The 22,933-nt window shown below is 71.7% G+C and carries 20 protein-coding genes; 10 read left to right on the forward strand and 10 right to left on the reverse strand.

Annotated features, from left to right (window positions below):
- Positions 1-195 precede the first annotated feature (195 nt).
- Positions 196-1,866, forward strand: coding sequence for an alpha-amylase family protein (locus ABL310_RS08885; RefSeq protein WP_349371318.1), 1,671 nt, complete (start codon positions 196-198; stop codon positions 1,864-1,866).
- 3 nt (positions 1,867-1,869) lie between these two features.
- Here ABL310_RS08885 and ABL310_RS08890 read toward each other — a convergent pair whose 3' ends face one another.
- On the reverse strand, positions 1,870-3,315 hold the full coding sequence (locus tag ABL310_RS08890) for an MFS transporter (RefSeq protein ID WP_349371319.1): 1,446 nt from the start codon (positions 3,313-3,315) through the stop codon (positions 1,870-1,872).
- Positions 3,316-3,421: 106 nt separating this feature from the next.
- On the opposite strand from ABL310_RS08890, the gene ABL310_RS08895 reads away from it, so the two are divergent.
- From ABL310_RS08895 to ABL310_RS08920, 6 genes are all read left to right on the forward strand, one after another.
- On the forward strand, positions 3,422-3,820 hold the full coding sequence (locus ABL310_RS08895; protein ID WP_349372025.1) for a DUF350 domain-containing protein: 399 nt from the start codon (positions 3,422-3,424) through the stop codon (positions 3,818-3,820).
- A gap of 90 nt (positions 3,821-3,910) precedes the next feature.
- Positions 3,911-4,873: a cytochrome c oxidase subunit II gene (gene coxB / locus ABL310_RS08900; RefSeq protein ID WP_349371320.1), complete on the forward strand. Its 963-nt coding sequence runs from the start codon at positions 3,911-3,913 to the stop codon at positions 4,871-4,873.
- Complete coding sequence (gene ctaD / locus ABL310_RS08905; RefSeq protein WP_349371321.1) at positions 4,870-7,410, forward strand: cytochrome c oxidase subunit I; 2,541 nt, start codon at positions 4,870-4,872, stop codon at positions 7,408-7,410. The genes coxB and ctaD overlap by 4 nt, the downstream gene beginning before the upstream one ends.
- Before the next feature lie 8 nt (positions 7,411-7,418).
- Positions 7,419-7,835 (forward strand): hypothetical protein, encoded by a 417-nt coding sequence (locus ABL310_RS08910; RefSeq protein WP_349371322.1) that lies wholly within the window; start codon positions 7,419-7,421, stop codon positions 7,833-7,835.
- Complete coding sequence (locus ABL310_RS08915) at positions 7,832-8,440, forward strand: cytochrome c oxidase assembly protein (protein ID WP_349371323.1); 609 nt, start codon at positions 7,832-7,834, stop codon at positions 8,438-8,440. Before ABL310_RS08910 ends, ABL310_RS08915 begins: the two co-directional genes overlap by 4 nt.
- Positions 8,437-9,645: a c-type cytochrome gene (locus tag ABL310_RS08920; RefSeq protein ID WP_349371324.1), complete on the forward strand. Its 1,209-nt coding sequence runs from the start codon at positions 8,437-8,439 to the stop codon at positions 9,643-9,645. The genes ABL310_RS08915 and ABL310_RS08920 overlap by 4 nt, the downstream gene beginning before the upstream one ends.
- 6 nt (positions 9,646-9,651) lie before the next feature.
- On the opposite strand, the gene ABL310_RS08925 is transcribed toward ABL310_RS08920, so the two are convergent.
- A complete protein-coding gene (locus ABL310_RS08925; RefSeq protein ID WP_349371325.1) occupies positions 9,652-10,203 on the reverse strand; it encodes a pyridoxamine 5'-phosphate oxidase family protein in 552 nt (183 codons plus the stop codon).
- Between the two features lie 136 nt (positions 10,204-10,339).
- Here ABL310_RS08925 and ABL310_RS08930 point away from each other — a divergent pair, with 136 nt between their 5' ends.
- The gene (locus tag ABL310_RS08930) at positions 10,340-11,386 is read left to right on the forward strand and encodes a hypothetical protein (protein ID WP_349371326.1); all 1,047 of its coding nucleotides are present in this window, start codon (positions 10,340-10,342) and stop codon (positions 11,384-11,386) included.
- Here ABL310_RS08930 and ABL310_RS08935 read toward each other — a convergent pair.
- The 4 genes from ABL310_RS08935 to ABL310_RS08950 all read right to left on the reverse strand — a co-directional run bounded on the left by ABL310_RS08935 (position 11,347) and on the right by ABL310_RS08950 (position 15,342).
- The gene (locus ABL310_RS08935) at positions 11,347-12,720 is read right to left on the reverse strand and encodes a nicotinate phosphoribosyltransferase (RefSeq protein WP_349371327.1); all 1,374 of its coding nucleotides are present in this window, start codon (positions 12,718-12,720) and stop codon (positions 11,347-11,349) included. The two genes, ABL310_RS08930 and ABL310_RS08935, sit on opposite strands and share 40 nt — an antisense overlap.
- A 5-nt stretch (positions 12,721-12,725) precedes the next feature.
- Positions 12,726-14,234 (reverse strand): ribose-phosphate diphosphokinase, encoded by a 1,509-nt coding sequence (locus ABL310_RS08940; protein WP_349371328.1) that lies wholly within the window; start codon positions 14,232-14,234, stop codon positions 12,726-12,728.
- Between the two features lie 17 nt (positions 14,235-14,251).
- Positions 14,252-14,773: a universal stress protein gene (locus ABL310_RS08945; protein ID WP_349371329.1), complete on the reverse strand. Its 522-nt coding sequence runs from the start codon at positions 14,771-14,773 to the stop codon at positions 14,252-14,254.
- An 83-nt stretch (positions 14,774-14,856) separates the two neighbouring features.
- Entirely contained in the window at positions 14,857-15,342 is a 486-nt protein-coding gene (locus ABL310_RS08950) for a hypothetical protein (RefSeq protein WP_349371330.1), read from the reverse strand.
- Positions 15,343-15,544: 202 nt separating this feature from the next.
- Between ABL310_RS08950 and ABL310_RS08955 the strand changes: the two genes are divergently transcribed.
- Positions 15,545-16,231 carry a helix-turn-helix domain-containing protein gene (locus ABL310_RS08955; protein WP_349372026.1) on the forward strand — a complete coding sequence of 229 codons (687 nt, stop codon included), beginning with the start codon at positions 15,545-15,547 and terminating at the stop codon, positions 16,229-16,231.
- A 6-nt stretch (positions 16,232-16,237) separates the two neighbouring features.
- Here ABL310_RS08955 and ilvN read toward each other — a convergent pair whose 3' ends face one another.
- The 3 genes from ilvN to ABL310_RS08970 form a co-directional block, all read right to left on the reverse strand.
- Positions 16,238-16,780, reverse strand: a complete 543-nt coding sequence (gene ilvN, locus ABL310_RS08960; RefSeq protein WP_349371331.1) for an acetolactate synthase small subunit — start codon at positions 16,778-16,780, stop codon at positions 16,238-16,240.
- A gap of 14 nt (positions 16,781-16,794) precedes the next feature.
- The gene (locus ABL310_RS08965; RefSeq protein WP_349371332.1) at positions 16,795-17,481 is read right to left on the reverse strand and encodes a glutathione S-transferase family protein; all 687 of its coding nucleotides are present in this window, start codon (positions 17,479-17,481) and stop codon (positions 16,795-16,797) included.
- Between the two features lie 122 nt (positions 17,482-17,603).
- Complete coding sequence (locus tag ABL310_RS08970) at positions 17,604-19,382, reverse strand: acetolactate synthase 3 large subunit (protein WP_349371333.1); 1,779 nt, start codon at positions 19,380-19,382, stop codon at positions 17,604-17,606.
- A 327-nt stretch (positions 19,383-19,709) separates the two neighbouring features.
- Between ABL310_RS08970 and ABL310_RS08975 the strand changes: the two genes are divergently transcribed.
- The gene (locus ABL310_RS08975) at positions 19,710-20,855 is read left to right on the forward strand and encodes an ISAs1 family transposase (protein ID WP_349371334.1); all 1,146 of its coding nucleotides are present in this window, start codon (positions 19,710-19,712) and stop codon (positions 20,853-20,855) included.
- Between the two features lie 56 nt (positions 20,856-20,911).
- Here the strand turns inward: ABL310_RS08975 and dxs are convergent, their stop codons facing one another.
- Entirely contained in the window at positions 20,912-22,828 is a 1,917-nt protein-coding gene (gene dxs, locus ABL310_RS08980) for a 1-deoxy-D-xylulose-5-phosphate synthase (protein ID WP_349371335.1), read from the reverse strand.
- Positions 22,829-22,933: the final 105 nt, after the last annotated feature.

Below are 22,933 nucleotides of genomic sequence, written 5' to 3' on the forward strand. Positions count from 1 at the left end.
CGTCAGGCGTGGAGGGGAAGGGGACCCAGCACGACTTGTCGCGCCGAAGAAGCTCCTTCCGGCAGCGACCAGCCGCCTGGCCGGCGGCCGACGGAGCGCCTTCGGCGCACACTCTTGCGCTGGGTCCCCTTCCCCTCCGGTCGCTGCGCGACCTCCGGCCGGGGATGACAGACGGGGACGAAACGGGAGGCCACGATGCTCGATCTCTGGTACAAGAACGCCGTCGTCTATTGCGTCGACGTCGAGACCTTCATGGACGCCGACGGGGACGGATGCGGCGACTTCCAGGGCCTCGCCGACCGGCTCGACCACATCGAGGCGCTGGGCGCCACCTGCATCTGGCTCCTGCCGTTCTACGCCTCGCCGAACCGCGACAACGGCTACGACGTCTCGGATTACTACCAGGTCGACCCGCGGCTCGGCTCGCTCGGCGACTTCGTGCGCTTCGCCCGGGAGGCGCGCGGGCGCGGCATCCGCGTCATCGTCGATCTCGTGGTCAACCACACCTCGATCGACCATCCCTGGTTCCAGAAGGCGCGCGCGGACCCGAATTCGCGCTACCGCGACTTCTATCTCTGGTCCGAGGAGCGTCCCGAGGACGCCGCATCGGGGGTCGTCTTCCCCGGCGTGCAGGAGACCACCTGGACCTGGGACGAGGCGGCGCAGGCCTACTATTTCCACCGCTTCTACGCCCATCAGGCCGACCTCAACCTCGCCAACCCGGCCGTGCGCGAGGAGATCGAGAAGATCATGGGCTTCTGGCTCGAGCTCGGCGTCTCGGGTTTCCGGCTCGACGCCGTGCCCTTCATCATCGAGGACAAGCCGCGCTCGCCCTTCCGCACCGCCGGCCAGAGGAACGGAACCGCCGACGCCGAGCCCGATCCGCACGCCTTCCTCACCTATCTGCGGCGGTTTATGTCCTGGCGGAAGGCGGAGGCGATCCTGCTCGCGGAGGCGAACGTGCCCTCGGAGACGATCCCGGCCTATTTCGGCGACGACGCCGACCGGATGACCATGGTCTTCGACTTCCTGCTGAACCAGGCGACCTCCCTGGCGCTCGCCCGCGAGGACGCGCGCCCGATCGCCGCGCTGATGCGCGAGCGCCCGCCCATCCACGAGGTGGCGCAATGGGCGACCTTCCTGCGCAACCACGACGAGCTCGACCTCGGCCGGCTGTCGGACGCGGAGCGCGCTGAGGTCTTCGCCGCCTTCGCCCCCGATGAGGGCATGCGCCTCTACGACCGCGGCATCCGCCGACGCCTGGCGTCCATGCTAGGCGGCGACACGCGCCGGATCGCGATGGCCACCAGCCTGATGCTGGCGCTGCCGGGCACGCCCGTCTTCTGGTACGGCGAGGAGATCGGCATGGGCGAGAACCTCGATCTGCCCGAGCGCGACGCCGTGCGCACGCCGATGCAGTGGAACGAGTCCGCGAGCGCGGGGTTCTCGCCCGCCGCGCCGGAGGATCTCGTGCGCCCGCTCGTCTCCGCGCCGGACTTCGCGCCCCGGGCCGTGAACGTCGCCGAGCAGGGCGAGAACGGCGACAGCCTGCTGGAGCGCATCCGCCGGCTCGTGCGCGCGCGGCGCGCCTGCCCCGAGATCGGCTGGGGACGCACCGAGATCCTGGAGACGGACGAGCCCGCCGTGCTCGCGCTCCACGCCTCCTGGCGCGGCGGCGCCGTCGTCACGCTCCATAACCTGTCGCCCCGTCACGTCACCGTGACGCCGCGCGTGGCGGACCGGCACGAGCGGCTGCGGCCGATTCTGTGCGACTCGGGCGGGCGGCTCACCCAGGATGCGGGCGAGCCCGTCGCCATCCCCGCCCACGGCTACGTCTGGTTCCGCGCCGACGAGGAGCGGCGCTGAGCTTCACGGCTTGCCGGCGGGCTCCGCCGGAGCCGCGGCAGGGGCCGAGCCGGCCGGCTCGATGCGCCGTCCGTGACCGGACATTTCCGCGCCGGCGCCGGGGTCGAGGCGGCGCATCACCAGCACGCTCAGCCCCGACAGGGCGGCCATGAACAGGAAGGCGGGCGTAAAGTCCGCGGTGACGATGGTCGCATGGCCCTGCAGCGCGCTCGCCGCCTCGAGCGCGAAGGCGGCGATCGTCACGCCGAGCGCCAGCGCCACCTGCTGGACGACGCTGGTGAGCGCGGTCGCCTGGCTCATGTCCCGCCGCACCACGTCGGCGAAGGACAGCGCATTGAGCGCCGTGAACTGAAGCGAGCGGAAGCAGCCGCCGACCAGCAGGAGGAGCAGCATCACCGCCTCCGGCGTCTGCGGCCGGAAGGCGCCCATCACCGCGATGAAGGCGGCGCAGACGAGGCTGTTCCACAACAGGATCGACCGGAAGCCCCACGCCCGCAGGATGCGCGCGGCGAGCGCCTTCATGAACAGCGCGCCGGCGGCGGCGGAGAAGGTGATCGCGCCCGATTGCAGCGGGTCGAGGCCGAAGCCGATCTGCAGCATCAGCGGCAGCAGGAAGGGGATCGCCCCGACCCCCAGCCGGAACAGCGCCCCGCCGATCACCCCGGCGCGGAAGGTCGGCACCGCCATCAGCGCGACGCTCATCACCGGGTGCGCGACCCGGCGCATGTGCCGCCAGTAGGCCGCGAGCAGGGCCGCGCCGGCGCCGATGCAACCGAGCGAGGCCCAGAGCGGCAGCAGGTGCCGGCCCGCGGTGGCGAGGCCGAGCATCAGGCTGCCGAGCCCGATCGACAGCATCAGGTAGCCGCGCCAGTCGAAGGGCGGCACGCCGTCCTCTTTCAGGTTCTCGATGTAGAGCGAGGCGAGCACGATGCCGAGCAGCCCGATCGGCACGTTGATCAGGAAGATCCAGCGCCAGGAGAAGGCGGTCGTGATGAAGCCGCCGAGCGGCGGGCCGATCACCGGGCCCACCAGCGCCGGCACGGTGAGGAAGGCGAGGGCGCCGACGAGCTCGTGCTTGGGTGTGCCGCGCAGGATCACCAACCGCCCGACGGGGACCATCATCGCTCCGCCCATGCCCTGGAAGAAGCGCGCGCCCACGAAATAGCCGAGGGAATCCGCGAAGGCGCAGGCGATCGAGCCTGCCGTGAACACGCCGAGCGCCGCGCGGAAGATCGTGCGCGCGCCGTAGCGGTCGGCCATCCAGCCGGACACGGGGATGAAGATCGCCAGCGCGATCAGGTAGGAGGTGATGGCGAGCTTGAGCGCGATCGGGTCCTCGCCGAGATCCGCCGCGATGGCTGGCAGCGCCGTCGCGATCACCGTCGAATCCGTGGTCTCCATGAAGAGCGCGGTCGCGACGATGAGGGGCGCGATGCGGCGGTGACGCACTTTTCGTTTCTCCTGGCGCGCGGCGGGGAAGGGCTTTCGATGCGCGGGCTCGCCTCTATGCTGGCTCGGACCGCGAATCAGGCGGGATGATGGATATAACGCGATGATGCCGATTCTGACCGTCCTGCCGGACTTCCTCCTCGATTTCGCCGTCGCGACGGCGCTCGTCGCCCTCTATCTTGCCGTTTACACATTCGCGACGGCGCACAACGAGTTCGCCCTCATCCGGCGCAACGTCCCCTCGGCGGCCCTCGCGCTGGGCCTGAGCCTTGTCGGATTCGCGATCCCGCTGTCGAGCGCCATGGTGTTCGCCACGACCTTCGTGGGGCTCGTCCTCTGGGGGCTCGTCGCGCTCGTCGTGCAGATCGTGGTCTACGGCCTCGTGCGCATCGTCATGCCGGATCTCTCCCCGCGCATCGCCAAGGGCGAGATCGCGCCGGCGCTCTTCCTCGGCGCGGCCGCCGTCGCCGCGGGCCTGATCAACGCCTCCGCCATGCGGTTCTGACGGACCGTTCGCGCGAAAGGCGCGGCGGAACGGTTCGCGCGGCTCGCGGCTTGACGGTCGAACCCGAACCGTCACCGTCCCTGGCGCCGCATGGCCTCGCCTCCAGACGATACCATCGCCGCGCTTCTCGGCGAGACCTCCGTCCTGAACCCCGCCGGTCGCAGCGCCGCGCGGATCGCGGAGCTGTCCTGGTGGCTGTTCGGCGGGGCCACGATCGTCTGGATCGCGGTGATCGGGCTGTCGATCTACGCCGCCTATTACCGCCCGCGGGCGCACGACGAGGCGAAGACGCGGCTTCTCATCATCGGCGGCGGCGCGGCGGTGCCGACCGTGGTGCTCGCCGGCGTGCTCGCCTACGCGCTGTGGCTGATGCCGCAGGTGAAGCCGCCGCTGCCGGAGGGCGCGGTCGAGATCGAGGTCGAGGGGCTGCAATGGTGGTGGCGCGTGCGCTACGCGACCGAGGCCGGCCCCGTGCCCGTCGCCAACGAGCTCGCGCTTCCCGTCGGCCGCCCCGCCGTGCTGCGCCTGCGCAGCCCCGACGTGATCCACTCGTTCTGGGTGCCCGCGCTCGCCGGCAAGACCGACATGATCCCCGGCCGCGAGACGGTGATCGTGCTCGAGCCGACGCGCACCGGCGTGTTCCGCGGGGCCTGCGCGGAATATTGCGGGACCTCGCACGCGCTGATGAACTTCGCCGTCCTGGTGAAGGAGCCAGCCGACTACGAGGCCTGGCTCGCGCGCCAGGCCGCGCCCGCCGAGCCTCCGACGAGCGCGGCGGCCGAGCGGGGCAGGGCGGTTTTCTTCGAGTACGGCTGCGGCGCCTGCCACGCGATCCGCGGCACCGAGGCCAACGGCGTGGTGGGGCCCGATCTCACCCATGTCGGCTCGCGCCGCACCCTCGCGGCCGGCGCCCTGCCGAACACGCCCGACGACTACGCCCGCTGGATCGCGAACGTCCACGAGGTGAAGCCCGACGCCAACATGCCGCCCTTCGGCATGCTGGCGGAGGACGACCTCGCCGCGCTCGCCCTCTACCTGGACGGCCTGACATGAGCGGGCGCGACAAGCTCCTCGAATGGGCGAAGACGCGCCCCGGCGAAAGCGTCGAGGAGGCGCAGGAGCGCCGCCTCTCGAAGGCCTGGGAGACGCCGACGGGCTGGCGTTACTGGTCGGCGGTCAACAACACCGAGGTGGGGCTCTGGTACCTGGTCTCGGCCTTCCTGTTCTTCCTCTTCGCCGGCGTGCTCGCGCTGATCATGCGCGCCCAGCTCGCCGTGCCGGAGAACGACCTCGTCACCGCCGACCAGTACAACCAGCTCTTCACGCTGCACGGCTCGGCGATGATGTTCCTGTTCGGGGTGCCGAGCTTCGAGGCCTTCTCGATCATGATCCTGCCGCAGCTGCTCGGCGCGCGGGACCTGCCGTTCCCGCGGCTCTCGGCCTTCGGCTTCTGGTGCTTCCTGATCGGCGGCGTCTTCGTCCTGGGCTCGATCTATTTCGACGCCGCCCCGCGCGGGGGCTGGTTCATGTACCCGCCGCTCGCCACCGAATACCAAGAGGGGATCGGCAGTGACATCTGGCTGCTCGGCCTCTCCTTCATCGAGATCGCCTCGATCGCGGCGGCGGTCGAGCTCATCGTCGGCACGCTGAAGACCCGCCCGCCCGGCATGCGCATCAACCTGATGCCGCTCTATGCCTGGTACGTGCTCGTGGTGGCGGGCATGATCCTGTTCGCCTTCCCGCCGCTCATCGCGGGGGACCTGCTCTTCGAGATGCAGCGGGCCTTCGACTGGCCCTTCTTCGACCCCGATCGCGGCGGCGACCCGCTGCTCTGGCAGCACCTGTTCTGGATCTTCGGCCACCCGGAGGTCTACATCATCTTCCTGCCCGCCATCGCGCTCGTCGCGGCGATGATCCCCGCCTTCGCGCAGCGGCCGCTCGTCGGCTATTCCTGGATCGTGCTCGCGGCGGTGGGAACGGGCTTCATCTCGTTCGGCCTGTGGGTCCACCACATGTACACGACCGGGCTGCCGAACGTCTCGCTGGGCTTCTTCTCGGCGGCGTCGGTGGCGGTCGCGATCCCCACAGGCGTGCAGATCTTCTGCTTCATCGCGACGTTGCTGGTCGGGCGCGCGACCCCGAACGTGCCCATGCTCTACGTCTCGGGCGCCTTCGCCGTCTTCGTCCTCGGCGGGCTCACCGGGGTGATGGTCGCGCTCGCGCCCTTCGACTTCCAGGCGCACGACACCTATTTCGTCGTCGCCCACCTGCATTACGTGCTCGTCGGCGGCGTCGTGTTCCCGATCCTCGGCGCGATCCACTTCTTCTTCCCGCTGGTGGGCGGAAAGTCGCTCTCGCCGACGCTGGGCAAGATCGCCTTCTGGCTCGCCTTCCTCGGCTTCAACCTCGCCTTCTGGCCGATGCACATCTCGGGCCTGCGGGGCATGCCGCGCCGCGTCTTCACCTACGAGCCGGGGATGGGGCTCGAGCTCCTCAACCTGCTCTCGACGATCGGCGCCTTCACGCTCGCCGCCGGCCTCGCCGTGTTCCTGTGGGACGTGATCCGGCCCAAGGGCAACCAGCCGATCTCGCCGCGCAATCCGTGGAACGCCGGCACGCTCGAATGGGTGACCAAGATCCCGCCGCCGCCCTGGGGCGCGCGCTCCATCCCCGAGGTGCAGAGCCGCTACCCGCTCTGGCAGCAGGAGAACTTCGTCGAGGATTACGACGCCGGCCGCTTCTACCTGCCCGACGCGGAGGAGGTGAAGCGCGAGACCATCATCACCACCGTGATCGACGCCCGGCCCATCCAGTGCCTGCGCGTGCCGGGCCCGACCTGGCTGACCATGATCGCGGCGGGCTTCGCGGGGGCGTTCTTCATCCTGGGCACGTTCAAGCTCTACGCGCTGGCGCTCCTGAGCGGCGGCCTCTCGGTCGCGACGATCCTGGTCTGGCTCTGGACCGGCACGGCCGTCCACCCGGAGAAGGAGGCGAAGAGCATCGGGCGCGGCCAGACCCTGCCGCTCTACGCGTCGGGCCCGGCGTCGGTGGGCTGGTGGGCGATGTTCATCACCATGCTGGGCGACATGGCGGCCTTCGGCGGGCTCGTCTTCGGCTACTTCTTCTTCTGGACCGTGCATCCCGAGTTCCCGCCGCCGGGGGCGCGCGGGCCGGGCTGGGAATGGCCGACGGTCGCGCTCGCGACCCTGTTCCTCGCCTGGGCCGCGACGATGGCGGCCGACCGCACGATCCGCAGCGGCCGCCAGCGGCTCGGGATCGGGCTCCTCGCCCTGTGCCTCGCCCTCGGCGCCGCCGGCGCGGCGGCGCTCGCGGCGGGGCCGTACCTCACGGGCATGGACCCGACGGCGCACGCCTATCCGGCGACCGTCTGGGTGCTGGTGCTCTGGACCGGGGTGCATCTCGGCGTCGGCTTCATCGCCCACGGCTACTGCCTCGCCCGCGCGCTCGCCGGGCAGCTCACCGCACGGCGCGACATCGATATCCGCAACACGACGCTCTACTGGCACTTCATGCTCGCGACCGTCGTGATCACCGTCGCCACGATCGGCGGCTTCCCGCTCGTCTCGTGAGGCCCGCCATGGAGGAGAGAGCAGACGCCGCACGGCGCGAGGACGTTCCCGACGAGCTGCAGGCCCGGCGGGAGACGATCTTCATGATCCCCGCCGCGCCCGCGATCTGGGCGGCGCATTTCCTCGCCTCATACGTCACCGCCGCGGTCTGGTGCGCGAAGATCGCCGGGCGCACGGGCTCGCTCGACGGCGCGCGCTGGCTGGTCGCGGGCTATACGGGCGTCGCGCTCCTCGCCATCACCATCGTCGGGATCTGGGGCTGGCGGCACCATGCCTACGGCGACGCCACCGTGCCGCACGATTTCGACACGCCCGCAGACCGGCATCGCTTCCTCGGCTTCTCGACCCTGCTGCTCTCGGCGCTGAGCTTCGTCGCGGTGCTCTTCGTCGGCATGGTGGTGGTCTTCACGGAGACCTGCCGATGAATGCGCGGCGTCTCCTCCTCCTGGGCGCCGGCCTCGCCGTCCTCGCCGTCGCCTGGACCGGCCCGCTGCCGGCGCTCGCCATGACGCGGTTCTGGGCGCACATGACGATGCACCTCGCCGTCGTCGCGCTGGCGGCCCCGCTGATCGCCGCGGCGCTCGCCGGGAGCCGCACCGATCCGGCGGCGCGCGCGCCGCTCCTGTTCGCGCCGCTGCCGGCGGCCTTCCTCGAGCTCGTCGTGATCTGGGGCTGGCATGCGCCCGCCGCGCACGACGCGGCGCGGCTGCGCCCCGAAATCTTCGTCGCCGAGCAGGCCTCCTTCCTCGCGGTGGGCCTCCTCGTCTGGATCGCGGCGCTCGGCGGGAGCGCCGCGCGCCGGCGCGAGCGGGCGGCCGGCGGCGTCGGGGCGCTGCTCCTCACCTCGATGCATATGGGCCTCCTCGGCGTCCTCCTCGCCCTCGCGCCGCGCCCGCTCTACGAGGCCTGCCTCGGCCTCTTCGACCAGCAGGTCGGCGGCGTGATGATGCTGGCGGTGGGCGGGACCGTGTATCTCGCCGGCGGTCTCGCGCTCCTCTCCACGCTGCTCCGCGAGGAGGCGCGGCCATGAAGTTCCGCGCGTACAAGGTCGCCAGGCGCCTCTCCTGGCGGCGGCGCCTGACCACGATCGGCGCCTTCCTCGTCCTCGCCGCGATCGGCGGGTTCGTCTATGCCTGGGCCGGGCTCGCGCCGATCTCGGCGCGGGCGGGGCACTGGCAGATCACCGCCTGGTTCCTGCATTTCGCCATGCGCCAGGGCGTCGAGACCCGCGCGGCGGTCTTCGTCGAGACGCCGCAGGACGTCGACGTCTCCGATCCGATGCTCGCCCTGCGCGGCGCCCCGCATTTCGCCAGCGGCTGCGCCCCCTGCCATGGCGCGCCGGGGCAGGCGCGCTCCGCCATCGCCCGGTGGATGACGCCGCAGCCGCCGCGGCTCGAGGACCGCGTCCCCGACTGGGAGGACGAGGAGCTGTTCTGGATCCTGCAGAACGGCATCAAGTTCTCCGCCATGCCCGCCTGGCCCGCCGACGGTCGCGAGGACGAGGTCTGGTCCATGGTCGCTTTCCTGCGCCGCCTCCCGGGGATGACGCCCGACGAATGGAGCCGCCTCGCCGGGCTGGAGGAGGCCGCGGCCGCCCCCGTCGCCGAGGCGGCGTTCGCGCCCGGCGAGCCGGGGGCGGAGGGCGGCGGGACACGCATTCGCCGGCTCGTCGACCCGCCGATCGGCGAGATCGTCGCCGAGAGCTGCGCGCGCTGCCACGGCGCCGACGGCCGCGGGCGCGGGGAGGGGGCCTTCCCCCGGCTCGCCGGCCAGAAGGAGACCTACCTCTACGCCTCGCTCAGGGCCTATGCCGAGGACGAGCGCCAGAGCGGCTTCATGCGCCCGATCGCGGTGGGGCTCACGGACGACGAGATGCGGGCGCTGGCCGCCTACTACGCGGGTCTCCCCGCCGGATCGCCGGCCGGTCCCGCGCCCGATGAAGGCGAGATCGCGCTCGGGGAGCGGGTCGCGCGGATCGGCGTGCCCGAGCGCGGCGTCCCCGCCTGCGAGAGCTGCCACGGTCCGGAAAGCTCGCCCTATTATCCTTTAGTCTCAGGGCAGTACGAGGAATACCTGAAGCTGCAGCTCGAGGCCTGGCGCGAGGGAGCCCGCGGCGGCACGGCCTTCGCGCACGTGATGCACATGGCCGCCGAGCGTCTGACGGACGCGGAGATCGCCGCCGTGTCGGCGTGGTACGCGGCGCAGCCGATGGAGGGCCGCCGGGCGGCGCGCTGAACGGTCCTACCGCAGATGCGTCCCCGTCCACGAGGGCGGGTCGCTCGCCGGGAAGCTCTCCTCGTCGGCCTCCTCCACCACGTCCGGCGGCACCTCGTCGCCGAGGTCGCCGACGAGCTCGGTGTGGCCGAGGCCCTTGGAATAGTCGAGCACGGAGAGCACCACGGGGCGGATGCGGAACATCGCCGTCTCCGTCATCGCGTCGATCCCGCCGGGCGCCGCCTCGTTCAGCTCCGGGAAGCGCTCCGCCATGGCCGCGCCGATCCGGCGCAGCTCCTGCGCGTCGGACACGCGCTCGGCGCGGCCTGCGCCGGAGAGGCCGCGGATCTGCTGCCAGGTCTCGTAGGGCAGGTCGATGGTGAAGGACACGCGCTCGTCGTGCGCGATGTTGCGCGCCTTCTGGCCCTTCTCCCAGCAGGCGAAATACAGCATCAGCCCGTCCGGCACGAAGCCGACGGTGGTGGCCTGAGGCCAGCCGTCGGGGCGAAGGGTCGCGAGGGTCAGGTCCTTCGCCTCGGCGAGCATGGCGGAAATGTCGGCGCGCAGGTTCGGGTCCATGGGCGTTTCCTCATCCGCTGCGGCGGGGCATGATGCGCCCGCCGGCGAGACCCGGATTGACATTTCGCAACCCGCGCGACGCTGCCCTCCGGCACGCTGGCGCGCCGCCCTCCCGCGTTCCGGACCGCGCCGCCCCATGCCCTTCGCCTCGCTCCCGCGCCCTGCGCCCGCGGCGGCCGCCGAGGACCCGCCGCTCTCGGCGAAGGCGCGCTTCCTCGCGCGCCCGGAGGCCTATGCGCACCGGCCCTCGCGGGTGGGCGTGATCGAGACGACGCTGTCCTTCGTCTTCCTGGCCGGGCCGCGTGTCTACAAGCTCAAGAAGCCGCTCGTCTCCTCGGTCTTCGACTTCTCCACCCTGGAGAAGCGCGAGGCCGATTGCCGGGCCGAGGCCGCGCTCAACGCGCGCCTCGCGGAGGGCGTCTATCTCGGCGTAGTCCCGCTGACGCGCGGGCCCGGCGGGCTCGCGATCGGCGGGGAGGGGGAGACGGTCGACTGGCTCGTCGCCATGCGCCGCCTGCCGGCGAACCGGATGCTCGACCGGGTGATCCGCGCCGGGCGGGTCACGCGAGGCGAGATCGCGACGCTCGGCGAGCGGCTGGCGGCGTTCTACGCGCGGGCGCAGCGTCCGAGGGTGGACCCGGCGCACTACCCCGCCCGTTTCGCGCGGCAGATCTCGGAGGCGCGCATGCTCCTCGCCGAGCCGGTGGTCGCCGATGCGCGCGCGCCCTTCGCCGCCGCGCTCGGCCGCTTCGAGGCGCGCCTCGCCGCCGACCGGCCGCTGCTCGAGGCGCGGGCTCTCGAAGGCGCGCTCGTCGACGGCCACGGCGACCTGCGCCCGGAGCACGTCTGCCTGACCGACCCGATCGCGATCTTCGACTGCCTCGAGTTCTCGGACGCGCTTCGCATCGTCGATCCTCTGGACGAGATCGCGTATCTCGCCCTCGAATGCCGGCGGCTCGGCGCGCCGGCCGTCGGGCCGGCGGTGGAGGCGGCCGTGGCGGAACGGCTCGGGGACGACGCGCCGCCGCGGCTCGTCGCGCTCTACACGGCGGCGCGGGCGCTTCTGCGCGCACGCCAATGCCTCGCGCATCTCCTGCCCCGCCGCAAGCGCCGCGCCCGCGCCTGGCGGCCGCTGACGCGAACCTACCTCTCCATCGCCGAGGAGGCGCTGGCCGACACCTGAGCCATCAGCCGCTCACGCAGCCGCCGCTCGTCCTCCGCGAGATAGGGGCTCAGCGACACGGGATAGGGCGGCGCGCCGGGGTCGAGGGCGAGCAGCCGCTCCGGCAATTCCTCCTGCCGCGCGGCGGCAAAGCGGCGGATCTCCGGGATGGTGCGCATCGCCGAGGGCAGGCGTCGGCCGCGCTCCATCACCGGCTCGAGCAGCGCGCGGCCGGGACGCGTCTCGTCGGCGCGGGCGATCACGTCGCGGATCGCGCGCCCGCCGGACATCTCCCGGAAGACCTGCTTCGGCCCCGGCAGCGTGCGCTTGCCCTCCGAGAGCTTCATCCGGCCCGCCCCCGCGTAGGAGACGAGCTTGTAGGCGATGTCGAGCGCCGGCGCGTCGCCGGAGACGCTCATGTCGGTGCCGACCCCGAAGGAGTCGATTGGCGCGCCGGCGCGCACCAGCCGGTCGATCTCCCGCTCGTCGAGCCCGCCCGAGGCGAAGATGCGGATCTCGGACAGCCCCGCCTCGTCGAGGATGCGCCGCGCCCCCCGCGACAGGCGGAGCAGATCGCCGGAATCGAGCCGCACGCCGCTGGGCCGAAAGGAGGGCCCGATCCCGTGCGCCAGGGCGGCCACCGCGCGCACGGCGTCGAGCGTGTCGTAGGTGTCGACGAGAAGCGTCGCCTCGGGGAAGACCTCGGCGAAGCGCCGGAAGGCCTCGCGCTCCGACGGGCAGGCCTCGACGAAGGAGTGCGCCACGGTTCCGGCCACGGGCAGGCCGTAGCGCCGCCCGGCCAGCGCGTTCGAGGTGGCGGAGACCCCGGCGACGGCGAAGGCCCGCGCGCCCTTCAGCGCGGCGTCGACGCCCTGCGCGCGCCGGCCGCCGAAATCCACCACCGGCCGGCCGCGCGCCGCGCGCACCACCCGCGCCGCCTTGGTCGCGAGCAGCGTCTGCAGGCCGATCTGGTTGACGAGGAGCGTCTCGAGCAGCTGCGCCTCGCCGATCGGCGCCGTCACCTCCAGGATCGGCTCGTCGGGGAAGACGGGCGTGCCCTCCGGCACGGCGCGCACGCGCCCCGAGAAGCGCAGGCGACCCAGCCGCTTCAGGAACGGCGCCGGGAAGCCGTGCTCGGCGAGCCAGGTGCAGTCGGCATGGGTGAAGGCGAGGCGCTCGATCGCCGCGAGCGCGTCGTCGAGGCCGCAGGCGAGGAGATGGCCACGCCCCGTCGGCAGCGAGCGCACGAACAGGCTGAAGGTCGCCTCCTCTTCCATGCCGCTCGCCCAATAGGCGCGCAGCATGGTCAGCTCGTAGAGGTCCGTGAAGAGCGCGAGCCCCGTCGGGTCGTCCATCTTCATCATGCGCTCCGCGCGTGGAGGCCGGCCGCCGGGTGGAGCGCCACGATCGCCTCGGCGAGGAGGCCGTCGAGCGGCGCGATCTCGAGGCGGCCTGCGACGGCGGCGTCGTCGAGCGGCGGGCGCGGCACGCTCTCCGTCACGATCACCCGCGCGAGCGCCGGCGCGTCCCACAGCCCCGGCGCGCCGCCGGAGAACAGGCCGTGCGTCGCGCACACGATCACCTCCCGCGCGCCGCGCTCGGCGCACATCGCCGCCGCGCGCGCCGCGGTGCCGCCGCCGGCGATCAGGTCGTCGCGCACGATCGCCACGCGCCCGTCGACGTCGCCGGCGAAGAGGTCCCCGGTAATCTCGCCGGCGGATCGCCCCTTCTCGAGAAATCCCTTCGCCACCGGCCGCCCGAGCCGCGCCTCGAGCCGCCGGCGGAACGCCTCCGCCCGCTTCGCCCCGCCGAGATCGGGCGAGACCACCGCGATCGGCGCGTCGCCGATCCGGGCCGCGACGCGCTCCGCCAGCAGCGGGTCCGGATCGAGGATCCGCGTCTCGATGCGCAAGGCGTTCTCGAAGGCGGCGGGGACGTGCGGCTCCAGGACGGCGATGCGGTCGACGCCCGCCGCCTCGATCAGCCGCGCCACGAGGCGGCTCGAGACCGGGTCGTTCGCCTGCGTGCGCCGCTCCTTGCGGGCGTAGCAGAGATAGGCGAGGCACGACGTGATCCGCCGCGCGCCGGCCCCGCGCAGGGCGTCGACCAGGATCAGGTGGCGCATCAGCGCCTCGTCCGGGCGGGCGTCCGCCTGCGCGGCGAGGGCGTCGATCACGACCACGTCGCGGGCGCGGCAATCGACGAGGGGACGCAGCTTGCGCTCGCCGTCCACGAAGACGCGCTCCTCGTGGACGGCGCGCGACAGCCCGAGCCGCGCGGCGATCCGCGCGCCGAGATCGGCGCTCGCGCCGACGGCGAAGAGGAGCGGCGGCGCGTGCTCCCCGCGGGCGATCGCCGGCGCCGGACGGGCGCGCACCGCGCCCGCCGGGGCGCGTCGGTCGAGGCCGACGAGGACGGCGTCGACCCTCCCGCCGCCCTCCGACAGGGGCGCGGCGAGGATCTCCACATGCGCGGCCTGCGCGCCGGCCACCGCCTCGGTGAAGGCGGCGAGAACCGGCTCGCCGGCGCGGATCGTCTCGTCGAGCAGCCGGCGCAGCCGCACCGCGTCGCGTCGCTGCGGCGCCTCGCCGAGCCGGGCCCCGGGCGCGAGCCGGCCGAGCAGCGGCGCGAGCGCCGGCGCGCCCGCGGCGACCACGTAGTCGTGGGCGTCGGGGGAAGGGCGCAGGATCGCGCTCGCTTCGCCCTCCGGCATCTCCAGGGAAGCAGCGGCGGGGCAGAGGGATGCGCCGCGCGCCGCCTCCCAGCGGGCCAGCAGATCGGCGAGCGCCGCCGCGCTCGGCCGCGGCGCGAAATCGAGCCGCTCGAACAGCCGCCGCAGCGGCGCAGGCGTCTGCGCGAAATGCGTCACGCGCACCCTCCAGGATCTCAGCGCACGGTGATCACGGAGGCGCTCGCGAGCTGGGCGACCTTGTGCGAGACGCTGCCGAGGAGGAGCGCCCGCCAGTCGCCGAGCCCGCGGCTGCCCACGACGATCGCGTCGGCCTGCTCGCCCTCCGCCGTCTGCAGGATGATCCGGGCGGGATCGCCGTGCGCGATCAGCCCGCGCACGCGGGTCGCGCCGGCCTTGCCGGCGCGCTCCTCGGCCGCCTCGATCAGGCGCGCGCCGACGATGCCGCGCAGGTCCTCGGTGATGTCCGCCTCGCGATCGAGGAAGCTCGCCGGTGTGAGGCGCGGATCGAGGGTCGGGTCGCGCCGATGCATGCGGCTGGCGAGCTCGTGCGCGTACTCGGTCTCGATCAGCTCGCGCTCGCCCGGCGTCAGCGCGGTGCGCGGGACCACGTGCAGCACGATCAGCTCGGCCCCGAACCGGCCGGCGAGCGCGCCGGCCAGATCGACGGCGCGGTCGGCATGATCCGACCCGTCGGTCGCGACGAGTATCCGGTCCATCGGGCGTCCCCTCGGCTTATTCTCTCGGCGGCGGGTCTGGCGGGGAGCCTGAGGCAGGCCCGGCTCCGGCGGATTGACTTTTCTCAGCGAGGCGGCGGATCGGGGGGGTGCGCGGCGAGGAAGACGGCGCCGTCGCCATCGGCCTCGCCACGCGAGGCGATGGCCCCGGCCACCGCCGGCTCGACGAGGCGGGTCGTGACGAGGAGACCCGCATGGGCCTGGCGGCGCGCCGCCGCCAGGAGCGCGTTCACCAGCGCCTCGGCCACGCCCGTCGGGTCGAGCGGGCTCGCCACGACGAGGAGCGAGCAGGACAGGATCGGCCCCCGTCGCCTGTGCACCAGCGCGCGGGCGCCGCTCAGCCCGCGGACGGTTCGCGACTCGTCGCGGGCGCAGAGGAGCCGCATGTCCCGTCCGGCAGGATCGCGGCGCGCGCAGAACGCGCGCCAGCGCTCGAGATCGAGATGCGTCGTCGCGGGACGAACGAGCGCGAAGGCGCGCTCGACGGCCTGTGCGTCGAGCGGACCGACGGCGTAGGGCGTCCCGGGCGCGGCGCGCGAACGCGTCCTCATCGCGGGCCTCCGGAAGACCGGTCGCGACGAGGAAAAGTCCCGTCGGGGGCGCCGGCCCTGACTTTCGTCAACGTGGCCGTCGGGCCGATGCGGTGCGCGCGTTCCGCCCTGGCGCAGAGCACCGTTTATTTGCGTGATCCAGGAGAACGCACGCCGATCACATGCGTTTTGGCGCATGAGGCAGGATCAGCGGAGCGTGGCGATGTACGTCCTCAAGTCCGCTCATCTCGCGACGTCTCCGGAACCCCCCGAGCCGAGCGTCGAGTCGTTGTTCGACGGTCGCCCGCTGGAGCTGGCGCCGCCGGGCCGCGCGCTGTTCTGGGAAGGCGACCCGGCCCGCGATCTCTTGCAGGTCGTGCGCGGAATGGTGCGCGTCCAGCGCATCCTCTTCGACGGTCGCCGCGCGGTCGCGGGGTTCCTCGGACCCGGCGACGTGCTCGGGCTGTGCTTCTCGGACACCTATCTGTTCACCGCCGAGGCGGTGACCGAGACGGCGGTCCGCCGGGCGCCCCGCGCCGCGCTGCAGGGGATGGTGCAGCGCTTGCCGGAGCTGAGGCCCGCCTTCGTCGATCGCATGCGCGACGAGATCTGCGCCGCTCAGGAGCAGCTCCTGATCCTGCTCCACCAATGCGCCGACGAGCGGCTCGCCCGCTTTCTCCTCGCCATGGCGCGCCGCCTCGTCGGGGAGCCGCGCGCTGGGCTGGAGCTGACCTTGCCCATGCCCCGCGCGGACATCGCCGATCATCTCGGTCTCACCGTCGAGACGGTCTGCCGGTCGATGACCAAGCTGCGCGCGCAGAAGGTGATCAGGCTGCTCGGCCCGGCGCATGTCGTGGTGGAGAACCCGGCGCGGCTCCTCGCGCTGGCGGGAGAGCCGCCCGGACCGTGACCGGGGTCACGCGTCGATCGATTCGGCCCCGCGGCTCATCGCGGCGATGCCCGTGCGCGCCACCTCGACCAGCCCCACGCCCGCCATCAGCTTGACGAAGCGCTCGATGTCCTCGGAGGCGCCGGTGAGCTCGAAGACGAAGGAGGTGAGCGTCGCGTCGAGCGTGCGCGCGCCGAAGGCGGAGGCGAGGCGCAGGGCCTCGACCCGGTGCTCGCCCTCGCCGACCACCTTGACGAGGCACAGCTCGCGCTCGAGGGCCTCGCCGCGCACGGTGAGGTCGTCGACGCGGTGGACCGGGACGAGCCGCTCGAGCTGCGCCTTGATCTGCTCGATCACCCCCGCCGTGCCGGCGGTGACGATGGTGATCCGCGAGACGTGGGTCTCGTGCTGCGTCTCCGAGACGGTGAGGCTCTCGATGTTGTAGCCGCGGCCGGAGAAGAGGCCGGCGATGCGCGCGAGCACGCCCGGCTCGTTGTCGACGATGACCGCGAGCGTGTGCCGGTTCACGGCCTCGACGACGGTGGAATCCGGGTAATGGGTCTGGTTCATCTCGTCCGTTCCTGTCAGGCGCCGCGCCTGCGATAGACCGCGATCGGCTCCTCGTCCAGCTCGTCGCCCGGGACCACCCATTCCTCGTCGAGCGCCGCCTCGCGCCAGGCGACGAAGGCCGGAAGGGCCAGGATGGCGTCCATGTAGGCGCGGGTGTCGGGATCGACCGGCCAGGAATAGGTGTCGAGCCGGGTGACCACGGGCGCGTACATCGCGTCGGCCGCGCCGAAGTCCGCGCCGAACAGGAACGGTCCGCCCGCCCCGAAGCGCGAGCGCGCCTCGCGCCAGATGGCGACGACGCGCGCGACGTCCGCCGCGACCGCCGCGCCGCGGTCCTTGTGCGCGTAGCCCTTGCCGAGGTTCATGGGAAGGCCCGCGCGCAGCGGCTGGAAGCCGGCGTGCATCTCCGCTGCGATCGACCGCGCATAGGCGCGGGCCGCGTCCTCCCGCGGCCAGATCGGCGCCTCGGGATAGAGATCCGCGAGATGGTCGATGATGGCGAGCGATTCCCAGACGGTCGCGGCGCCGTCGACGAGGACGGGGACCTTGCCGGCGGGGGAATGCGCGAGGATGCGCGCCTTCGTGTCCGGGAGGTCGAGCGGGATCAGCACCTCCTCGAAGGCGAGGCCGAGATGGCGCATCAGGATCCAGGGCCGCAGGGACCAGGACGAGTAGAGCTTGTTGCCGATGAGGAGTTTCATGGGTGCCTCGGTGGGACTGGGCCGCAGGTGCGGGGCGAACCTCGCAGGGGACGGCGCCGAAATAGCGCCTTCCCATCATCCCCTCCTGTGGGTTGCCGTTCAACCGCTTCCTGCGGGGCTCGTCACACCAGCATCTTGCCCTTCTCGTCGATCACCGAGCCGATGTCCGCCCCGGTCTCGCCGAGATAGTCGTTGAGCAGCATCTCGTTGTGCGCCTTGCCCGAGGGGATCATCGGGAAGCAGTTCTCGGCCTTGTCGACGAGACAGTCGAAGATCACCGGGCGGTCGACGGCCAGCATCTCCTCGATCGCCCCGTCCAGCTTCGCCGGATCGTCGCAGCGCATGCCCACCGCCCCGTAGGCCTCGGCGAGCTTGACGAAGTCGGGCAGGGACTCCGAATAGGATTGCGAGTAGCGACCGCCGTGCAGCAGCTCCTGCCACTGGCGCACCATGCCCATGTACTCGTTGTTGAGGATGAAGATCTTCACCGGCAGGCGATATTGCACGGCGGTCGACATCTCCTGGATGTTCATCAGGATCGAGGCCTCGCCGGCGATGTCGACCACGAGCCCGTGCGGGTTGGCGAGCTGCGTGCCGATGGCGGCCGGCAGGCCGTAGCCCATGGTGCCGAGCCCGCCGGAAGTCATCCAGCGGTTGGGCGCGTCGAAGCCGAAATACTGCGCCGCCCACATCTGGTGCTGGCCGACCTCGGTGGTGACGAAGGTGTCGCGCCCCGTCGCCTTGGTCGCCTCGTAGAGGCGCTGGACGGCGTATTGCGGCTTGATGACGCTGTCGGAATTGCGGAACGCCAGGCACTTGCGCGCGCGCCACTCGCCGATCTGGCCCCACCAGGAGCCCAGCGCGTCCTTGTCGACCACGGGCGACATCGAGCGCCACAGGCGCACCATGTCCTCGAGCACGTGGCCGCAATCGCCGACGATGCCGAGATCGACCTTGACGTTCTTGTTGATGGAGGACGGATCGATGTCGACGTGGATCTTGCGCGAGTGCGGCGAGAAGGCGTCGAGGCGCCCGGTGATGCGGTCGTCGAAGCGCGCCCCGATGTTGATCATCAGGTCGCAGCCGTGCATGGCGAGGTTCGCCTCGTAGGTGCCGTGCATGCCGAGCATGCCGAGAAACTGGTCGTCCGAGGCCGGGTAGGCGCCGAGACCCATCAGGGTCGAGGTGATGGGGAAGCCGGTCAGCCGGACGAGCTCGCGCAGGAGCTCCGCCGCGTGCGGCCCGGCGTTGACGATGCCGCCGCCGGTGTAGAAGACGGGCTTCTTGGCGGCCGCCATCAGCTCGATCGCCTGACGGATCTTGTCCATGTCGCCCTTGACCTTGGGACGGTAGGTCTTGTGCTGGTTGTCGCGCGGGCGGGCGTACAGACCCGTCTTGAACTGGATGTCCTTGGGCAGGTCGATGACGACGGGGCCCGGACGGCCGTTGGCGGCGACGTAGAAGGCCTCGTGCAGGATGCGCGGCAGGTCGGCGATGTCCTTCACGAGGTAATTGTGCTTGGTGCAATGGCGGGTGATGCCCACCGTATCGCATTCCTGGAACGCGTCCGAGCCGATCAGATGCGTCGGCACCTGGCCGGTGATGCACACGAGGGGGACGGAATCCATCAGCGCATCGGTGAGGCCGGTGACCGCGTTCGTCGCGCCCGGGCCGGAGGTGACGAGCACGACGCCGACCTTGCCGGACGAGCGCGCGTAGCCCTCGGCGGAGTGCACCGCGCCCTGCTCGTGGCGCACGAGCACGTGCTGGATCGTCTCCTGGTGGAAGAGCGCGTCGTAGATCGGCAGCACTGCGCCGCCGGGATAGCCGAAGACATGCTCGACGCCCTGATCCTGCAGGGCGCGGACGACCATCTCGGCGCCGGTCATCATCTCGCTCATCGCACTCGTCCTTCGTGTCGTGGTCTGCGTGGTGTGGGGGCTCGGTGTCTTGAAGGCAATAAAAAAGGGCCCGTCGGGGGGCCCTCGTGCGCCATCGCCGGATCGTGCGGGGGTCAGCCCCGCTCCGTCGATGGCGCTCCAATTACGAGAATGATCTTGCGCATGGGGTGCGGATCTCGTCGCGTTTCGTGCGCGGGGACGTTAGGGGAAGGCGCGTGCGGGGTCAACGGGAAATGTGCCGGGCCAGGGCAATCGCTTCAGGTTAACGGGCGTGCATCTCTTGACGTGGCGTGATTCCTAGAGGGCTCCTTCGATTCGGAGCCAGCCATGTCCACCCCGTCGTCCTCCCGCTCACTGCTCGACCACTTTTCGGCGCTGAAGGACCCGCGCCAGTCCTGGAAGGTGGCCTATCCGTTTCGGGAGATCCTGCTCCTGGTCCTGTGCGGCACCATCGCGGGGATGGACGATTTCGTCGAGATCCGGGCTTGGGGGAAGCTCCGGCTCGATTTTCTGCGCCGTTTCCTGCCGTTCGAGCGCGGCATCCCCTCGCACGACACGCTCAACGACGTCGTCAATGCGCTCGACCCGGAGCTGTTCAAGGCCTGCTTCCTGGAGTGGGTCGACACGCTGCGCGACGAGGAGAAGGAGGTCATCGCCATCGACGGCAAGACCTCGCGGCGCACGCATGCGCGGTCCAAGGGCCGCGAGCCGCTGCACCTCGTCTCGGCCTGGGCGACGCGCCAACGCCTGGTGCTCGGCCAGGAGGCGGTCGCGGACAAGTCCAACGAGATCGTGGCGATCCCGCTGCTGCTCCAGCGGCTCGAGCTCACGGGAGCGCTCGTCACCATCGACGCCATGGGCACGCAGGACGCGATCGCCGAGATCATCGTGGGGCGCGGCGGCGACTACCTGCTCGCGCTCAAGGCCAATAGGCCCGTTCTGCACGGCGACGTCGAGGCCTTCTTCGCCGATCCGCCGCCGGAGATCGCCGTCGATCGCCACGTCACCGTCGACGGGGATCACGGGCGGATCGAGGAGCGCCGCCACAGCGTCTGCCGCGAGGTCGACTGGCTGTTCTCCGACCGCCGCTACGCGGACGAGCCGCGCTTCCCCGATCTCGCCGCCATCGCCATGGTCGAGAGCCGTGTCGAGCAGGCAGGGAAGACCCGCGTCGAGCGGCGCTACTATCTCTCCTCCGCCCTCCTCGACGCCAAGACCTTCGCCGCCGCCGTGCGCGCGCACTGGGGCATCGAGAACCGCCTCCACTGGGTCCTCGACGTCGTCTTCCATGACGACCTCGCACGGCTGAGGACCGGCCACGGCCCCCAAAACATGGCCATCGTCAAGCACATGGCCATGATCATGCTCCGGAACCCGAAGGACAAGCACTCACTCAAGGTCCGCAAGAAGGTCGCCGCCATCGACGAGGATTACATGGAGGCGATGGTTCGTCAGGCCCCGCCGTTAACCTGAGGCGATTCCCCTGTGCCGGGCGCGCGAGGCCCGCCGGGCGCGCGCCCCCCGCCCGATCAGGCTCGCGCCTTCACCGGCTCCGCGCCGCCCAGCGCCTCGAACGCCTTGGCGACGATGCCGGCGGCGTCGAGGCCGGCCTTGGCGTACATCTTGGCGGGCTTGTCCTGGTCGATGAACAGGTCGGGCAGCACCATCGGGCGGACCTTCAGCCCGCGGTCGAGGAGGCCGGCCTCGGCGAGCGCGTGCAGCACGAAGGAGCCGAAGCCGCCGATCGAGCCCTCCTCCACCGTGATCAGCACCTCGTGCTCGCGGGCGAGGCGGGCGACGAGCTCGACGTCGAGCGGCTTGGCGAAGCGCGCGTCCGCCACCGTGGTGGAGAGCCCGCGCGCGTCGAGCTCCTCGGCCGCCTGGAGCGCCTCCGCGAGGCGGGTGCCGTAGGACAGGATCGCGACGCGCGTGCCCTCCTTGACCACCCGGCCCTTGCCGATGGGAAGCGGCACGCCGCGCTCGGGCATGTCGACGCCGACCCCCTCGCCGCGGGGATAGCGCAGGGCGATCGGGCCCGCATCGTGCGCCGCCGCGGTCGCGACCATGTGGACGAGCTCGGCCTCGTCGGCGGCGGCCATCAGCGTGAAGTTCGGCAGGCAGCCGAGATAGGCGACGTCGAAGGAGCCGGCATGCGTCGGCCCGTCGGCGCCGACCAGCCCGGCCCGGTCCATGGCGAAGCGCACGGGCAGGTTCTGGATCGCGACGTCGTGGACGATCTGGTCGTAGGCGCGCTGGAGGAAGGTGGAATAGATCGCGCAGAAGGGCTTGTAGCCCTCGGTGGCCATGCCCGCCGCGAAGGTGACCGCGTGCTGCTCGGCGATGCCGACGTCGAAGGTGCGGGTCGGAAAGGCTTTGCCGAACAGGTCGATGCCGGTGCCCGACGGCATCGCCGCGGTGATGGCGACGATCTTGTCGTCGGCCTCCGCTTCCTTGATCAGCGACTGCCCGAAGACCTTGGTATAGGCCGGGGCGTTAGCCTTGGGCTTGGCTTGCGCGCCCGTCACCACGTCGAAGGTGACGACGCCGTGATACTTGTCGGAGGAGGCCTCCGCCGGGGCGTAGCCCTTGCCCTTCTGGGTGACGACGTGGACGAGGACGGGCCCGCCCTCCGTGTCGCGCACATTGCGCAGCACGGGCAGGAGATGGTCGAGATTGTGCCCGTCGATCGGGCCCACGTAGTAGAAGCCCATCTCCTCGAACATGGTCCCGCCGGTCCAGAAGCCCCGCGCGTATTCCTCCGCCCGCGCGGCCTTCTGCGAGAGGCCCTTGGGCAGGCGCCTCGTCAGCTGCTTCGCCGTCTCGCGCAAGCCCCGGTAGGTCTTGCCGGAGACGAGCCGGGCGAGATAGGCCGACATGGCGCCGACGGGGGGCGCGATCGACATGTCGTTGTCGTTGAGGATGACGACGAGGCGCGAATGCATCGCGCCGGCATTGTTCATGGCCTCGTAGGCCATGCCCGCCGACATCGCCCCGTCGCCGATCACGGCCACCACGTTGTTCCTCGCGCCCGCGAGGTCGCGGGCCACCGCCATGCCGAGCCCCGCCGAGATCGAGGTGGAGGAATGGGCCGCGCCGAAGGGGTCGTAGGGGCTCTCCGCGCGCTTGGTGAAGCCCGAGAGCCCGCCGCCCTGGCGCAGCGTGCGGATGCGCTCGCGCCGCCCCGTCAGGATCTTGTGCGGATAGGCCTGGTGCCCGACGTCCCAGATCACCCGGTCGGAGGGCGTGTCGAAGACCGAATGCAGCGCCACCGTCAGCTCCACGACGCCGAGCCCCGCGCCGAGATGCCCGCCCGTCACCGAGACCGCGTCGATCGTCTCCGCCCGCAGCTCGTCCGCCACCTGCCGCAGCTGGGGGTCGCTGAGCCCGCGCAGGTCGGCGGCGTCGCGGATCGTGTCGAGGAGGGGGGTGTCGGGGCGGCTCGGCATGGCGGCCTCCTTCAGGACCGGGGGAGGGAGCGCGGGGGATGTCGCTCCAGTGTCACTATAGCTTGACACACGCATGCGACAAGTCGTCCGCGCATAAAAATGCGG

The organism is Salinarimonas sp. (genome assembly GCF_040111675.1).
GTDB lineage: Bacteria > Pseudomonadota > Alphaproteobacteria > Rhizobiales > Beijerinckiaceae > Salinarimonas.

What these genes read in the sequence shown, in the direction of transcription:
- ABL310_RS08885 (WP_349371318.1), top strand. Translation starts at nt 196, where the DNA reads ATGCTCGATCTCTGGTACAAGAACGCCGTCGTCTATTGCGTCGACGTC.
- ABL310_RS08895 (WP_349372025.1), top strand. Translation starts at nt 3,422, where the DNA reads ATGCCGATTCTGACCGTCCTGCCGGACTTCCTCCTCGATTTCGCCGTC.
- coxB (WP_349371320.1), top strand. Translation starts at nt 3,911, where the DNA reads ATGGCCTCGCCTCCAGACGATACCATCGCCGCGCTTCTCGGCGAGACC.
- ctaD (WP_349371321.1), top strand. Translation starts at nt 4,870, where the DNA reads ATGAGCGGGCGCGACAAGCTCCTCGAATGGGCGAAGACGCGCCCCGGC.
- ABL310_RS08910 (WP_349371322.1), top strand. Translation starts at nt 7,419, where the DNA reads ATGGAGGAGAGAGCAGACGCCGCACGGCGCGAGGACGTTCCCGACGAG.
- ABL310_RS08915 (WP_349371323.1), top strand. Translation starts at nt 7,832, where the DNA reads ATGAATGCGCGGCGTCTCCTCCTCCTGGGCGCCGGCCTCGCCGTCCTC.
- ABL310_RS08920 (WP_349371324.1), top strand. Translation starts at nt 8,437, where the DNA reads ATGAAGTTCCGCGCGTACAAGGTCGCCAGGCGCCTCTCCTGGCGGCGG.
- ABL310_RS08925 (WP_349371325.1), bottom strand. Translation starts at nt 10,203, where the DNA reads ATGGACCCGAACCTGCGCGCCGACATTTCCGCCATGCTCGCCGAGGCG.
- ABL310_RS08930 (WP_349371326.1), top strand. Translation starts at nt 10,340, where the DNA reads ATGCCCTTCGCCTCGCTCCCGCGCCCTGCGCCCGCGGCGGCCGCCGAG.
- ABL310_RS08935 (WP_349371327.1), bottom strand. Translation starts at nt 12,720, where the DNA reads ATGGACGACCCGACGGGGCTCGCGCTCTTCACGGACCTCTACGAGCTG.
- ABL310_RS08945 (WP_349371329.1), bottom strand. Translation starts at nt 14,773, where the DNA reads ATGGACCGGATACTCGTCGCGACCGACGGGTCGGATCATGCCGACCGC.
- ABL310_RS08950 (WP_349371330.1), bottom strand. Translation starts at nt 15,342, where the DNA reads ATGAGGACGCGTTCGCGCGCCGCGCCCGGGACGCCCTACGCCGTCGGT.
- ABL310_RS08955 (WP_349372026.1), top strand. Translation starts at nt 15,545, where the DNA reads ATGTACGTCCTCAAGTCCGCTCATCTCGCGACGTCTCCGGAACCCCCC.
- ilvN (WP_349371331.1), bottom strand. Translation starts at nt 16,780, where the DNA reads ATGAACCAGACCCATTACCCGGATTCCACCGTCGTCGAGGCCGTGAAC.
- ABL310_RS08965 (WP_349371332.1), bottom strand. Translation starts at nt 17,481, where the DNA reads ATGAAACTCCTCATCGGCAACAAGCTCTACTCGTCCTGGTCCCTGCGG.
- ABL310_RS08970 (WP_349371333.1), bottom strand. Translation starts at nt 19,382, where the DNA reads ATGAGCGAGATGATGACCGGCGCCGAGATGGTCGTCCGCGCCCTGCAG.
- ABL310_RS08975 (WP_349371334.1), top strand. Translation starts at nt 19,710, where the DNA reads ATGTCCACCCCGTCGTCCTCCCGCTCACTGCTCGACCACTTTTCGGCG.
- dxs (WP_349371335.1), bottom strand. Translation starts at nt 22,828, where the DNA reads ATGCCGAGCCGCCCCGACACCCCCCTCCTCGACACGATCCGCGACGCC.